The sequence below is a fragment of the Leclercia sp. GLN_9 genome (genome assembly GCF_043105735.1).
GTDB classification, from domain to species: Bacteria; Pseudomonadota; Gammaproteobacteria; order Enterobacterales; family Enterobacteriaceae; genus Enterobacter; species Enterobacter adecarboxylatus.
In genome coordinates this window covers 187121-199830 of the sequence record NZ_JBICLV010000004.1, presented here as the reverse complement: position 1 = coordinate 199830, position 12710 = coordinate 187121, and the positions used below count along the sequence as shown (strand labels likewise).

The 12710-nt window shown below is 56.2% G+C and carries 10 protein-coding genes; 3 read left to right on the top strand and 7 right to left on the bottom strand.

The window, feature by feature from the left end:
- Positions 1-20: 20 nt before the first annotated feature.
- A complete protein-coding gene (gene ydgH, locus ACF8PE_RS00980) occupies positions 21-974 on the bottom strand; it encodes a DUF1471 family protein YdgH (RefSeq protein ID WP_032617874.1) in 954 nt (317 codons plus the stop codon).
- 536 nt (positions 975-1510) lie between these two features.
- Between ydgH and pntA the strand changes: the two genes are divergently transcribed.
- The 3 genes from pntA to ACF8PE_RS00965 all read left to right on the top strand — a co-directional run bounded on the left by pntA (position 1511) and on the right by ACF8PE_RS00965 (position 5668).
- Positions 1511-3040 (top strand): Re/Si-specific NAD(P)(+) transhydrogenase subunit alpha, encoded by a 1530-nt coding sequence (pntA, locus tag ACF8PE_RS00975; RefSeq protein ID WP_032617875.1) that lies wholly within the window; start codon positions 1511-1513, stop codon positions 3038-3040.
- Between the two features lie 10 nt (positions 3041-3050).
- Complete coding sequence (gene pntB / locus ACF8PE_RS00970) at positions 3051-4439, top strand: Re/Si-specific NAD(P)(+) transhydrogenase subunit beta (protein WP_032617876.1); 1389 nt, start codon at positions 3051-3053, stop codon at positions 4437-4439.
- A 113-nt stretch (positions 4440-4552) separates the two neighbouring features.
- Positions 4553-5668, top strand: coding sequence for a mechanosensitive ion channel family protein (locus tag ACF8PE_RS00965; protein ID WP_032617877.1), 1116 nt, complete (start codon positions 4553-4555; stop codon positions 5666-5668).
- A 35-nt stretch (positions 5669-5703) separates the two neighbouring features.
- Here the strand turns inward: ACF8PE_RS00965 and uspE are convergent, their stop codons facing one another.
- From uspE to ACF8PE_RS00935, 6 genes are all read right to left on the bottom strand, one after another.
- Positions 5704-6654: a universal stress protein UspE gene (uspE, locus tag ACF8PE_RS00960; protein WP_032617878.1), complete on the bottom strand. Its 951-nt coding sequence runs from the start codon at positions 6652-6654 to the stop codon at positions 5704-5706.
- Between the two features lie 135 nt (positions 6655-6789).
- Entirely contained in the window at positions 6790-7542 is a 753-nt protein-coding gene (fnr, locus tag ACF8PE_RS00955) for a fumarate/nitrate reduction transcriptional regulator Fnr (RefSeq protein WP_032617879.1), read from the bottom strand.
- A 182-nt stretch (positions 7543-7724) separates the two neighbouring features.
- Entirely contained in the window at positions 7725-8240 is a 516-nt protein-coding gene (ogt, locus tag ACF8PE_RS00950) for a methylated-DNA--[protein]-cysteine S-methyltransferase (protein WP_032617880.1), read from the bottom strand.
- 10 nt (positions 8241-8250) lie between these two features.
- Entirely contained in the window at positions 8251-9777 is a 1527-nt protein-coding gene (gene abgT, locus ACF8PE_RS00945; RefSeq protein WP_032617881.1) for a p-aminobenzoyl-glutamate transporter, read from the bottom strand.
- A 36-nt stretch (positions 9778-9813) separates the two neighbouring features.
- Positions 9814-11259 (bottom strand): M20 family metallopeptidase, encoded by a 1446-nt coding sequence (locus tag ACF8PE_RS00940; protein ID WP_059308041.1) that lies wholly within the window; start codon positions 11257-11259, stop codon positions 9814-9816.
- A complete protein-coding gene (locus tag ACF8PE_RS00935) occupies positions 11259-12569 on the bottom strand; it encodes a M20 family metallo-hydrolase (RefSeq protein ID WP_234549045.1) in 1311 nt (436 codons plus the stop codon). Before ACF8PE_RS00935 ends, ACF8PE_RS00940 begins: the two co-directional genes overlap by 1 nt.
- Positions 12570-12710: the final 141 nt, after the last annotated feature.

The window sequence follows — 12710 nt, the reverse complement described above, 5'->3', positions numbered from 1 at the left end:
GCCTCTGGGGATAGGTTTACTTATTTGTACAGGTCGGCGCTGATGGTCATGTTATTACCGCGTTCCTGCCACTGGCGGGTGATGTGGTAATACTTCGCCCCTTTCTTCGCCGCACGCTTCGCCACCTGGTAGGAGACTTCGGTCATGCTGGCGTAGTTGCCGGTGAATTTGATGCTGTCGAAAGGCACCATCTGCGCGGCAGTGGCATTGTTCAGCTCTTCAATTTTGGTCCCGTCGTTCAGCGTTACGCTGTAACGGCCACCTTTGGTGGTCTGGGTTTCAAAGAAACGACCCACGCCGGCAGCGGAAGCGCCAGGTGTAGCGCTGGTTGCCACGCCAGGGATTTCGACTTTCTTCGCTTCTTCGCCGCCTTTGGCGATGGCCGCGCGGCCAGCCTCAGAGTTTGCCGGGATGGCATCCGGGCTTTGCAGAACACGTTTTTTGGCGTCTTTTTTGTAGATATATGCAGTGATGCGCTGGTTGCCGCCCTGGTTAGCATCAATCTGGCGAACGATGTAGAAGGAGTCTGCGTCTTTCGCTTTTGCGGCTTTGGCGATAGCGTCGTTCACTTCTGGCTGGCTGCGGTAGAAGCCCTGAATGGTGACGGTATCATAGGGTTCAAGCAGAACGGCCTGTTCTTTCGGCAACTCCATCACGCCGTTGATCACGCGGTTTTTTGGCTCATCTGCTTTTGGGGCGTTGTCTTTATACAGCGCCACAATCACGCGCTGGTTACCGCTGTCGCCGACATCGGAGTTATCCACGACGTAAAATGCGGCGGCGCCCTCTTTATCGGCGCGTTTAGAGGCGGCAGCCACTGCATCGCCAATTGCGTTAAAACGACCTACGATCATAACGCGATCGTAAGGTTTCGTTGCAGCCGCTTGCTCCGGCGTTAACTCTGTCGCGGCATTGGCAGACAGGGCGGTCGCAGCAAGGAGTGCGGACGCCAGGAGAGTGTTCTTAAGCTTCATAAAAATAATCCTTCGCCTTACGCAAACCAGATACTGGTGTTGTTGTTAATTTGAAAACGTTGACGATTATTGCATTTAACACCCATCGCTGTCTGCGCGATTTTTTACGACCGGTGCGGAGTAAGTCATCAAAAAAGATAACCTTTACTGATATGTTGAAAAAACACCCGTTTGACCAGTAAAACTAATAAAGCATATGACTTTCACAAGTTAATTTAATGTTAATAAGTTGTTTCTGGGTGGGGCTATATCGTGTTTTTGTCGCTTCGCCTGTGCTAAATATCGGCCCTGGCGGGGAAATAGCGGCAGATATGCCTGTCTGAGACGGCGATCGCTTATTTTTGACAGTTAAAGTCATAAATAGTGTTTTCTTGCTGTGGATCACAGGCGGTATTTTCAGTAGGTTATAGAAAGTTTGTTACTGTTTTATTTTCTGCGGGTAAGCGTAAGTGGCAAGTTAAGTCATGCCGCGGTTATCGTCTGCCCGTTATGAACGTTCGACAAACCATCATCAAAAACCGATGGAAGGGATTACTATGCGTATTGGGGTACCAAGAGAACGGTTTGCCAATGAAACCCGCGTAGCGGCGACACCAAAAACGGTGGAGCAGCTGCTCAAATTGGGTTTTACCGTCGCGGTTGAAAGCGGCGCAGGCAAACTGGCAAGTTTCGATGACGAGGCCTTCAATCAGGCTGGCGCGGAAATTGTAGACGGCGAGAACGTCTGGCATTCGGACATTATTCTGAAGGTAAATGCACCGGAAGAGGGTGAAATCGCGCTGCTCAATCCGGGCACGACGCTGGTGAGCTTTGTCTGGCCCGCACAAAACCCGGAGCTGATGGAGACACTGGCGGCGCGTGGCGTCACCGTAATGGCGATGGACTCCGTACCGCGTATCTCGCGTGCGCAGTCGCTGGATGCCCTGAGTTCGATGGCGAATATCGCGGGCTACCGTGCCATTGTCGAAGCCGCGCATGAGTTTGGTCGCTTCTTTACCGGGCAGATCACCGCAGCGGGTAAAGTCCCTCCGGCAAAGGTGATGGTGATTGGGGCAGGCGTCGCCGGTCTGGCTGCCATTGGCGCAGCGAACAGCCTGGGCGCTATCGTCCGTGCCTTTGATACCCGTCCTGAAGTTAAAGAACAGGTGCAGAGTATGGGCGCCGAGTTCCTTGAGCTGGACTTCAAAGAAGAGGCTGGTAGCGGCGACGGCTACGCCAAAGTGATGTCCGAGGCCTTTATCAAAGCCGAAATGGCACTCTTTGCCGCCCAGGCGAAAGAGGTGGACATTATTGTCACCACCGCGTTGATCCCGGGTAAACCGGCGCCGAAGCTGATCACCCGTGAAATGGTCGATTCCATGAAGGCCGGGAGCGTGATTGTCGATCTGGCGTCGCAAAACGGCGGCAACTGCGAATACACCGTTCCGGGCGTGGTGACCACCACCGCTAACGGCGTTAAAGTGATCGGCTATACCGATCTGCCGGGCCGTCTGCCGACCCAGTCCTCTCAGCTGTACGGTACTAACCTGGTCAACCTGCTGAAGCTGCTGTGCAAAGAAAAAGACGGCAATATCACCGTTGATTTTGACGACGTTGTCGTGCGCGGTGTGACCGTGGTGCGCGAAGGTGAAATCACCTGGCCTGCGCCACCGATTCAGGTCTCTGCCCAGCCGCAGGCGGCAGCCAAAGCCGCACCAGCACCAAAAGAGCCTGAAAAACCGGCCTCGCCGTGGCGCAAGTTTGCCTTTATGGCGCTGGCGATCGTGCTGTTTGGCTGGCTGGCAGACGTAGCACCGAAAGAGTTCCTCGGACACTTCACCGTCTTCGCGCTCTCCTGCGTAGTGGGTTACTACGTGGTTTGGAATGTCTCCCATGCGCTACATACGCCGTTGATGTCGGTCACCAACGCCATCTCCGGGATCATCGTGGTCGGCGCGTTATTGCAGATTGGTCACGGCGGCTGGATCAGTTTCTTCAGCTTTATCGCGGTACTGATCGCCAGTATCAATATTTTCGGTGGCTTCACCGTGACTCAGCGCATGCTGAAAATGTTTCGTAAGGGATAAGGGGTAACCTATGTCTGGAGGATTAGTTACAGCTGCATACATTGTTGCCGCGATCCTGTTTATTTTCAGCCTGGCGGGGCTTTCAAAACATGAAACGTCGCAGCAGGGTAACAACTTTGGTATTGCCGGGATGGCGATCGCGCTGATTGCCACGATTTTCGGGCCGGATACCGGCAACGTAGCGTGGATCCTGGTGGCGATGATCATCGGTGGCGCGATTGGTATCCGTCTTGCCAAACGTGTAGAGATGACTGAAATGCCGGAACTGGTAGCGATCCTGCACAGTTTCGTGGGTCTGGCGGCAGTGCTGGTAGGCTTTAACAGCTACCTGTATCACGAGCCGGGGATGGCGCCGATTCTGGTGAACATCCACCTGACCGAAGTGTTCCTCGGGATCTTCATCGGTGCGGTGACCTTTACCGGTTCTATCGTGGCGTTCGGCAAGCTGCGCGGCAAGATCTCCTCAAAACCGCTGATGCTGCCAAACCGTCACAAGATGAACCTGGCGGCGCTGGTTGTATCATTCTTACTGCTGGTGGTCTTCGTGCGCACCGACAGCGTGGGCATGCAGGTGCTGGCGCTGCTGGTGATGACGATCATCGCCCTGGCCTTCGGCTGGCACCTGGTGGCCTCCATCGGTGGCGCAGATATGCCGGTGGTGGTCTCGATGCTGAACTCCTACTCTGGTTGGGCGGCGGCAGCGGCAGGTTTTATGCTGAGCAACGACCTACTGATCGTGACCGGTGCGCTGGTGGGGTCGAGCGGTGCCATCCTCTCGTACATCATGTGTAAGGCGATGAACCGCTCGTTTATCAGCGTGATTGCCGGTGGCTTTGGCTCAGACGGGCAAACGTCCGACGGTGACGAAGAGGTGGGTGAACATCGCGAGATCACCGCTGAAGATACCGCTGAGATGCTGAAAAACTCCCATACGGTGATCATCACCCCGGGCTATGGCATGGCGGTCGCGCAGGCTCAGTATCCGGTTGCGGAAATCACCGAGCGCCTGCGTGCCCGTGGCATCAAGGTGCGCTTTGGTATTCACCCGGTTGCCGGGCGTCTGCCGGGCCACATGAACGTGCTGCTGGCGGAAGCGAAAGTCCCTTATGACATCGTGCTGGAGATGGATGAGATCAACGACGACTTCTCCGATACCGATACCGTGCTGGTAATTGGCGCTAACGATACCGTTAACCCGGCCGCGCAGGACGATCCGAAAAGCCCAATCGCCGGTATGCCAGTGCTGGAAGTGTGGAAGGCGCAGAACGTTATCGTCTTCAAACGCTCCATGAATACCGGTTACGCTGGCGTGCAGAACCCGCTGTTCTTCAAAGAGAACACCCACATGCTGTTTGGCGATGCCAAAGCCAGCGTGGATGCGATTCTGAAAGCGCTGTAATACGGCGTTACGCACGATAAAAAAACCGCCCATCTGGGCGGTTTTCTCATTTATGCAGGCTGCTCGCCCTCACTGTCTATACTTTCTTTTTTTGCGTAAAGGGAGGAGGGAGAATGCAGTACTTGTCACGTTTCGACTTTTTGACGTTAATGATGACCCCCAGATTCTGGATTGGCTTTGCTACTGTGACGGTGGTAACCCTACTAATCTACTGGCTACTGAAACGCCTCATCACCTTTGTCCATAAGGGCATCACTAACTGGGGTGACAAACATCCCGCCACCCACAAGATGCATTTTGTCCTCACGGAAATGCTGAACAGAACCAGCCGGATCCTGCTGTTTGTGGTCGCTTTTCTGTTCAGTCTGCGCTTTGTCGAACTGCCGGATCGGCTCTACGGCGCGCTGAGCCATGCCTGGTTCCTGGTGCTGGCGATTCAGGTGGCGCTGTGGATGGATCAGGGGGTGGTCTCCTGGCTACGGCACGTCATGCTTACGCCGGGAAGCCATAAGAATCCCGTTACCCTGGTGATCACCGGGCTGATCCTGCGGGCGATTGTCTGGTCTGTGATGCTGCTGTCGATTCTCGCCAACGCTGGCGTCAACATCACCGCGCTGGTGGCAAGCCTGGGGGTCGGGGGGATTGCCATCGCGCTGGCGGTACAGACCATTCTCAGCGACGTTTTCGCCTCGCTCTCGATTGGTTTCGACAAGCCCTTTGAAATCGGGGATTTTGTGGTCTTTAACGACGTGGCCGGGACGGTGGAGCATATCGGCCTTAAGACGACACGTATTCGCAGCCTGAGCGGGGAACAGATTGTGTGTGGTAATGCGATCCTGCTCCAGCAAACGCTGCATAACTACAAGCGAATGCAGACCCGTCGTATCGTCTTCACCTTTGGCGTGGCCAGCGATACGCCGCCTGAAAAGTTAAGGGTCATTGGCGACAACGTGAAAAAGATCATCACGGATATTGGTGAAACGCGCTTCGACCGCGCCCATTTGCTGGGTTTCGATAAGGACAGGCTCACCTTCGAAGTGGTGCATATCGTCAACACGGCGGATTACAACAAGTACATGGATATCCAGCAGGAGATCAACATCCGTATTCTGGAGAGCCTGAATGATGAGGGGGTAAAACTGGCCTTGCCGAGCATGGTTCTTCATGCGCCCTGGATGAAGGAGGGCGAGGGCGCGCAACAGTCACCTCAGCCCGTTACCGAGAGCTAAAAAAAAGCCCGCCGTTACGGCGGGCTTTTTTACTGTTAATCGTCTTCGTCGTCATCCAACTCAACCGGGGTTTGATACTGATCCGGCTTAATGACCAGCAGGTCACAGCGCAGGTGGTCGATGACCTGTTCCGCCGTGTTGCCGAGGAACGCAGCAGAGAGGCCGGTCCGGCCGATGGTGCCCAGCACCACAATCCCCGCCTGCAAATGCTCTGATAAATCGGGGATCACCTCTTCAGGCAGCCCTTTCTCGACATGGGTTAACTTCTCATCAATACCGAATTTTTGCCGCAGCGCTTTCATCGCCAGCAGATGCTGACCGCGAATGGCGTCGTTATACACGCTCGGATCAAACTCCGGCAGTTCGATAGCAATGTTGATGGGAGTAATCGGGTAGGCACCGACAAGGTGGACTTCGGTATGGTTGACCTGCTCGGCAAGATGGAGCGTCTCTTTCACCAGCTTTTCGTTCAGGGCGTTGTGGTAGTTCTCTTCGCTGGCGAGATTCACCGCCACTACCGCTTTACCACCTTCCGGCCACGGCTGGTCTTTTACCATCCAGACCGGACACGGACATTTACGCAGCAGGTGCCAGTCGGTCGGGGTGAAGATCACCGCTTCCAGCTTGTCGTGCTGGTGGGCCATCTTCAGCAACAGGTCGTGTTGGCCACTCACCACTTCCTGGATGATGGCTTCGAACGGACGGTTATGCCACACCACTTTGATCTCAATGGGGACACCGGCTTCAAGATAGAATTTTGCCTGTTCGCGGATCCAGGCGGTACGCTGGCTGATCACTCCCTGACGCATAGCGGTGCGTTCGTCAGGCGACAGAAGGGTGGTCATTTCGTAAGAGAAGTCATATATCGGCAGAAACGCTTTAATTCTGCCACCAATCCGTTGATGTAAATAGACAGCTCGTCTTAACGCCGGTTGATCGTCCTGATTAGGATCGATGGCCACCAGCATGTTTTGATACTTTGCCATACAGGTCTCCTTACTACTGTCACCACAGACTGTAATTAAAAGAGTAACCTATATATTTGAAATGAAACAGGGGGGAAGTTTTGCCAGATCAATAAATGCGTAAAATTATCGATCTGGCAGAGAAAGCAGAGGAGGTTATGCCACGTTACGGGAGTGGCCTGCCAGTACCGCCAGCGCTTCACCGTTTTCGATGGTGATATATTTGCCTTTTACCGCCAGCATACCGCTTTTCTGGAAACGACCCAGCAAACGGCTGATGGTTTCCACGGTCAGACCCAGATAGTTACCGATGTCGCCACGGGTCATGGTCAGACGGAACTCACGCGGTGAAAAACCACGCTCGGCGAAACGGCGGGACAGATTATAGATAAAGGCCGCCAGACGCTCTTCAGCATTCTTTTTGGACAGCAGCAGGATCATATCCTGGTCGCCTTTGATCTCACCGCTCATCAGACGCATCATCTGCTGACGCAGGTTAGGCATTTTGCCTGACAGATCGTCCAGGGTTTCGAACGGGATTTCGCAAACCATTGAGGTTTCCAGCGCCTGAGCAAAGCTCGGGTGGTTACCGGTGCCGATCGCATCAAAGCCCACCAGATCGCCCGCCAGGTGGAAGCCGGTAATCTGCTCGTCCCCCTGTTCGGTGATGGTATAGCTCTTGATAGTGCCAGAGCGGATAGCGTACAACGATTTCAGTTCGTCTCCCGCTTTAAACAGCGTCTGCCCTTTCTGAATCGGCTTTTTACGCTCGATAATATTATCAAGCTGATCAAGCTCATGCTCATTCAGGGTAAACGGAATACAGAGCTGGCTGATGCTGCAGTCCTGACAATGGATAGCACAACCGCCAGACTGAATGCGTCGAATAATTCGCTTTTCCGGGATCATAGGTTTGCTCAAGCCTTAATTGATATTGGTCAATTTTAACATCTTTTTGGACCCTGCGTAAGCCTGGTAAACCATCAATCAGGACAAGAAACGTGAAAGCGCCAGCATCTTCTTGAAATTCCACAAATTAGCTGCGGTTTTTATCACTAACTAAAGGAAAATTAAGCACTAAAAGCCTGGAACTACAGCAATAAATACCCTTCGTGACGCAGTAACCACTCCTTGCGCTGAACCCCGCCCGCGTACCCCGTCAGGGTGCCATTACGGCCAATTACGCGGTGGCAGGGCACCACAATACTGACCGGATTTGAGCCATTTGCCGCACCCACGGCGCGCGCTGCGCCTGGGCGACCCAGTTGAGCCGCCAGCTGGCCGTAATGCATCACCTGGCCGCAGGGAATGGAACGCAACGCTGCCCACACTTCACGCTGAAAAGGCGTGCCGGCCGTGGCGGTGGGCAGAGTATCAATAATGCTGAGATCGCCCTCGAACCAGGCGGTCAGCTTATCGCTAAGCCCACCCGGATTACTGGCGCTGATTCGCTCGTAGCCCTGCGCCCGGTAATGGATATTGAGCAGCTCCACCATCCGGTTGCTGTGCTCCTCCCACTCAACGGCACGCAGGTTAAATTGCTCATCGGCAATCACCCATAGCGGCCCCAGAGGGGTGGCAATTTTATCTTCGAGTAATCTCAGCATAGGCTCTTCCTTAGTTCAGTCGCGGGTAGACTCCCGGCCCAATAGGCAGGCCGACAAGATACCATGCCACCAGCATGAGCAACCATACTCCTAAAAAGATAAGCGGATACGGCAGCACCAGCGAATAGTAGGTACCCAGTTTCGCCTCGGGCTTATAGCGCTGGAGGAAGCCTAAGAACAGCGGTACGAACGGCGACACCGGAGCCAAGGGGATCACCGACGAATCCGCCACGCGGAACAGGATCTGCGCAAACGCCGGGTGGAAACCCAGCAGCATGAACATGGGCACAAAGATAGGCGCCAGAATCGACCAGATGGCTGACCCGCTGGCGATAAACATGCACAGCAGCGAGGAGAGCAGCGCCAGACCGACGAAAGCGGGCACGCCGCTTAGCCCGGCGGTTTCCAGCAGATCCGTCAGGCCCACCGCCATAAATTTACCCATGTTGCTCCAGTTGAACATGGCGACAAACTGCGCCAGCGGGAACACCATCACGATAAACCCGGCCATCTCTTTCATCGGTTCGATCATCAGCTGGGGTAGATCCCCCTGACGGCGCACTTTCCCGGTGGCAATGCCGTAGGCCAGCGATACAACGAAGAAGAAGAGAATGATCAGCGGCACGATGCCTTTGATAAACGGCGAGGGCAGTACGGTGTGCTTCACCGGATCGCGCAGGATGCCGTTATCCGGCACCACCATCAGGGCAATGACGGCGATAAAAAGCAACGACACGACCCCGGCCACGCGCAACCCACGGCGCTGCTCCGGCGATAAGGCATCCAGCTTCTCGTCGCTGCTGCCCTGCCACTTGCCCAGACGCGGCTCAACGATTCTGTCGGTGATCAGCCCCCCGACAATCGTCAGCACAATCACTGAGCTGGCCATAAAGTACCAGTTGTCGATCACGCTGACGTGCATCGCAGCATCGAGGGTTTTGGCCGCTTCGGTGCTAATCCCGGAGAGCAGCACGTCGGTGGTAACAATCAGCAGGTTGGCGGTAAAACCACAGCCAACCCCGGCGATAGCTGCCAGCAGCCCTGCTACCGGATGACGTCCAACGGCGAGGAAGATCAGCGCCCCCATCGGCGGCATGATCACCAGGGCGGCATCAGAAGAGATATGGCTGAAAAAGGCGATAAACAGCACCATATAGCTGGCGTAACGCGCGCTGACGTGGGACGCCATTTTCACCATCAGGGCAGGTAGCAGGCCGGAACGTTCGGCCAGACCGGCACCCAGGACCAGGGCCAGGATCGCCCCCAGCGGGGCAAAGCCGCTGAAGTTTTTGATCACATTCGGTAAAAACCAATGCAGACCTTCGATGCTAAGCAGGTTTTTGACCACGACCATGCTGCCATCGGCCGGATTACGTGCGCTGACGTTAAATGCCGACAATATAGCGGTGGCCGCGGCCAGGATCACAATCAAATAGACGAACAGCAGGAAAGGGTGCGGCACTTTATTGCCGATCCTTTCAACCCAACCATAGAGCTTGCCGGATGGGGAATGCGAAGGTATGGATGACATACTCATGGGCGTTCCTCGAGAGTGTTGTTGTGTTATGTTTTATTATTTTAAAGGTGACGGTGTCACGTTTTCTGGGATCGGGCAGACGTACGGTTTTTCATTTATCTGTTGAGTAAACTCCTCGCGGCAGGCGGTCAGCAGGGCCGGGTCCTGCAGCAGCGCCAGCGCAGTTGCACCCATCACCTTGCCAGCCAGCAGCATCCCTTTATGGGCGATGGAGGTGCGTCCTTGCGCCACCAGCTGCCAGGTATGCAGTGGCGTACCCACGGTAAAGCAGGGGCTGAAACACTGGGCGACCGGCATTTTCCAGCTAACGTCACCCACGTCGGTAGAGCCTGCCAGTACGTTGTCGGTGATGGCATACGGCGCCACCTCATCCACCAGCAGAGTATTCTGATGCCGACGGGCAAACTGCTTGCCAGCGTCACCCCCGGAGGCAGCGATATTTTTCAGGCTGTTTTGTAGATCGTTGTCGGTCAGCGTGGCGCGGATCTCCGCCGCAAACGCACGCTCCTCATCGCTCCACGCCGGGGTCCCGTAATGCTGAAGGGCGCTATACATGGCGGCCTCCAGGGTGCGGTTCGGCAGGTAGCTGGAACAGGCTTTTTCAAAGCGATGTTCGACGGTGGTTTCCGTCATCAGCGCTGCGCCCTGGGCAATCTTTTCGATGCGCTCGTAGATCTGCCGGGCATCGGCCATTTCCGGGGCGCGGATCAGATACAGCACTTCTGCCTGAGCCTGCACGACGTTCGGAGAGATGCCGCCGGTATCGGTGATGGCGTAGTGAACGCGGGCTTTTTCAATAATATGTTCATTCAGGAAGTTAGTGCCGGTGGTCATGAGGGTAACCGCGTCCAGCGCGCTGCGTCCCAGATGCGGGGAGTTGGCGGCATGGGCTGCGGTGCCGTGAAAACGCCACGCCGCCTGGATATTGGCTAAGGTGCTGACGTTAAACATCCCGGCGAAGGCTTCGGGGTGCCAGGTGACGGCGGCGTCCACGTCGTCGAACAGCCCTTCGCGGACCATAAAGGTTTTACCCGAGCCGCCCTCTTCACCGGGGCAGCCATAAAAGCGCACCGTGCCGCCGCCGCCGTGCTGCTCCAGCCAGCTCTTCACCGCCACGGCACCCGCCAGGGCGGCGGTGCCGAGCAGGTTATGACCGCAGCCGTGGCCGTTGGCACCCGGAGTATCGGTTTGCGGGGTGGCGCAATGTGCCTGCTGGCTTAAGCCTGCCAGAGCATCGTACTCCCCCAAAAGCGCAATCACCGGTTTCCCTTCGCCGTAGCTGGCAATAAAGGCGTTCGGCACACCACCGGCCTCGCGGGTCAGGGTAAATCCGGCCTCTTCCAGCGCGCCGGCCAGCCGCTCCGCGGACCAGAACTCTTCAAAGCGGGTCTCCGGGTGATCCCAGATCTCGTCGGCAATGGCGGTGAAGTGCTCACATCGGGTCTCGATGGCATCTTCAACAAAACGGTAAATGCGCTGCATTACACACCTCGCGTCCAGGGGAAGTTAAGCGCGGTACGCGCCAGGGTTTCGATAGCGATCAGCATCACCGTCTCGTCGAAATCGAATTTTTCGTTGTGGTGTCCGGCGCTGAGGGTGGTGCCAAACACCATATAGGAGGCGAGGCCGCCGTTCTGCTGGACCCGGGCCATCATCAGGGTGGCATCCTCCGAACCGGCAGGGGCTTTAACCTTGTCGATGGCTTTCTCTACGCCCGCTACCTGCGCCGCTTGCTCCCGCAGATAGTTCACCCACGCCGGTGACGGGACGCTGGAGGTCGCCGCGCCCATCAGACGCAGCTCGGTGCTGACGCCGTACATCGCCGCCGCGCCATCGATCACCGCTTTCGCCCGTTCAAATACGTACTGGTTAATGGCTTCGCTCTCACCGCGGGTCTCTACCTTCAGCAATGCGCTGGCGGGAACAACGTTACGGCCGCTGCCTGCCTGCATCACGCCGACGTTCACCCGCGACGCCCCTTCGCTGTGCGGGGCGATGCTGTGCAGGCCAATGGCGGCCTGAGCGGCGGCCAGCAGAGCGTTACGCCCCTCTTCGGGTTTGCCGCCCGCGTGTGCCGCCACGCCGGTGAAGCGCACGTCAAATTTGGTGGTGGCCATAAAGTTATCGCTGCCGCAGATCACGGTACCCGCAGGCACACCGGTGCCGATGTGGATAGCAGTGAAGTAGTCCACACCGTCGAGCGCGCCCGCGGCAACCATCGCCCTGGCACCGCGAGTGCCTTCTTCAGCAGGCTGGAAGATAAGTTTGATCGTGCCGTTTAGCTCTGCGCGGTGCTGCATCAGCAGGTGCGCCAGCCCGAGGCCGATGGTGGTGTGGCCGTCGTGAGCGCAGGCATGCATCATGCCGCTGTTGCAGGAGGCAAAGCCTTCCCGGGCAGGGAGATGGTCATCCTGAGAGGATTCATCCAGATCGAGCGCGTCCATATCGACCCGAAACGCAAGGGTCGGCCCCGGACGGCCGGTATTCAGCGTGGCGACAATGCCGGTAAACCCGCCCTCAAAGGCGCTGAGCCATTTTTCCGGCGCGCCTTGCTGTCGGGCGCGGGCAAAGGCCTGAGCCAGGGTCGCCTCGTCGGGCAGACCCATCCGGCTGTCAGCATCGACCACATCGCGGCCCATCGCCAGGTCGTAGCCCAACTGCTCCAGTATCTCTGCAACTTTTGCCGCGGTGCGGAACTCCACCCAACCTGATTCCGCATAGTGATGGAAATCGCGTCGCCAGGCGGTGAGTTGCGGGAAGAGGGTTTGCAGGTCCTGCGCCAGTGTATGCATATCGTTTCCTGTCATCATTAGAATATGTGAACTCCTTCACACTGTGATAGTTTTTACTTATCACTAACCGATTTTTCACAGATTTAACCGTTCGTGGCTTACCCTGGCACAATCAATTCCATTACAGTAGATGACAGTTTC

What these genes read in the sequence shown, in the direction of transcription:
- uspE (WP_032617878.1), bottom strand. Translation starts at nt 6,654, where the DNA reads ATGGCAAAGTATCAAAACATGCTGGTGGCCATCGATCCTAATCAGGAC.
- abgT (WP_032617881.1), bottom strand. Translation starts at nt 9,777, where the DNA reads ATGAGTATGTCATCCATACCTTCGCATTCCCCATCCGGCAAGCTCTAT.
- ACF8PE_RS00965 (WP_032617877.1), top strand. Translation starts at nt 4,553, where the DNA reads ATGCAGTACTTGTCACGTTTCGACTTTTTGACGTTAATGATGACCCCC.
- pntA (WP_032617875.1), top strand. Translation starts at nt 1,511, where the DNA reads ATGCGTATTGGGGTACCAAGAGAACGGTTTGCCAATGAAACCCGCGTA.
- pntB (WP_032617876.1), top strand. Translation starts at nt 3,051, where the DNA reads ATGTCTGGAGGATTAGTTACAGCTGCATACATTGTTGCCGCGATCCTG.
- ACF8PE_RS00940 (WP_059308041.1), bottom strand. Translation starts at nt 11,259, where the DNA reads ATGCAGCGCATTTACCGTTTTGTTGAAGATGCCATCGAGACCCGATGT.
- ydgH (WP_032617874.1), bottom strand. Translation starts at nt 974, where the DNA reads ATGAAGCTTAAGAACACTCTCCTGGCGTCCGCACTCCTTGCTGCGACC.
- fnr (WP_032617879.1), bottom strand. Translation starts at nt 7,542, where the DNA reads ATGATCCCGGAAAAGCGAATTATTCGACGCATTCAGTCTGGCGGTTGT.
- ogt (WP_032617880.1), bottom strand. Translation starts at nt 8,240, where the DNA reads ATGCTGAGATTACTCGAAGATAAAATTGCCACCCCTCTGGGGCCGCTA.
- ACF8PE_RS00935 (WP_234549045.1), bottom strand. Translation starts at nt 12,569, where the DNA reads ATGCATACACTGGCGCAGGACCTGCAAACCCTCTTCCCGCAACTCACC.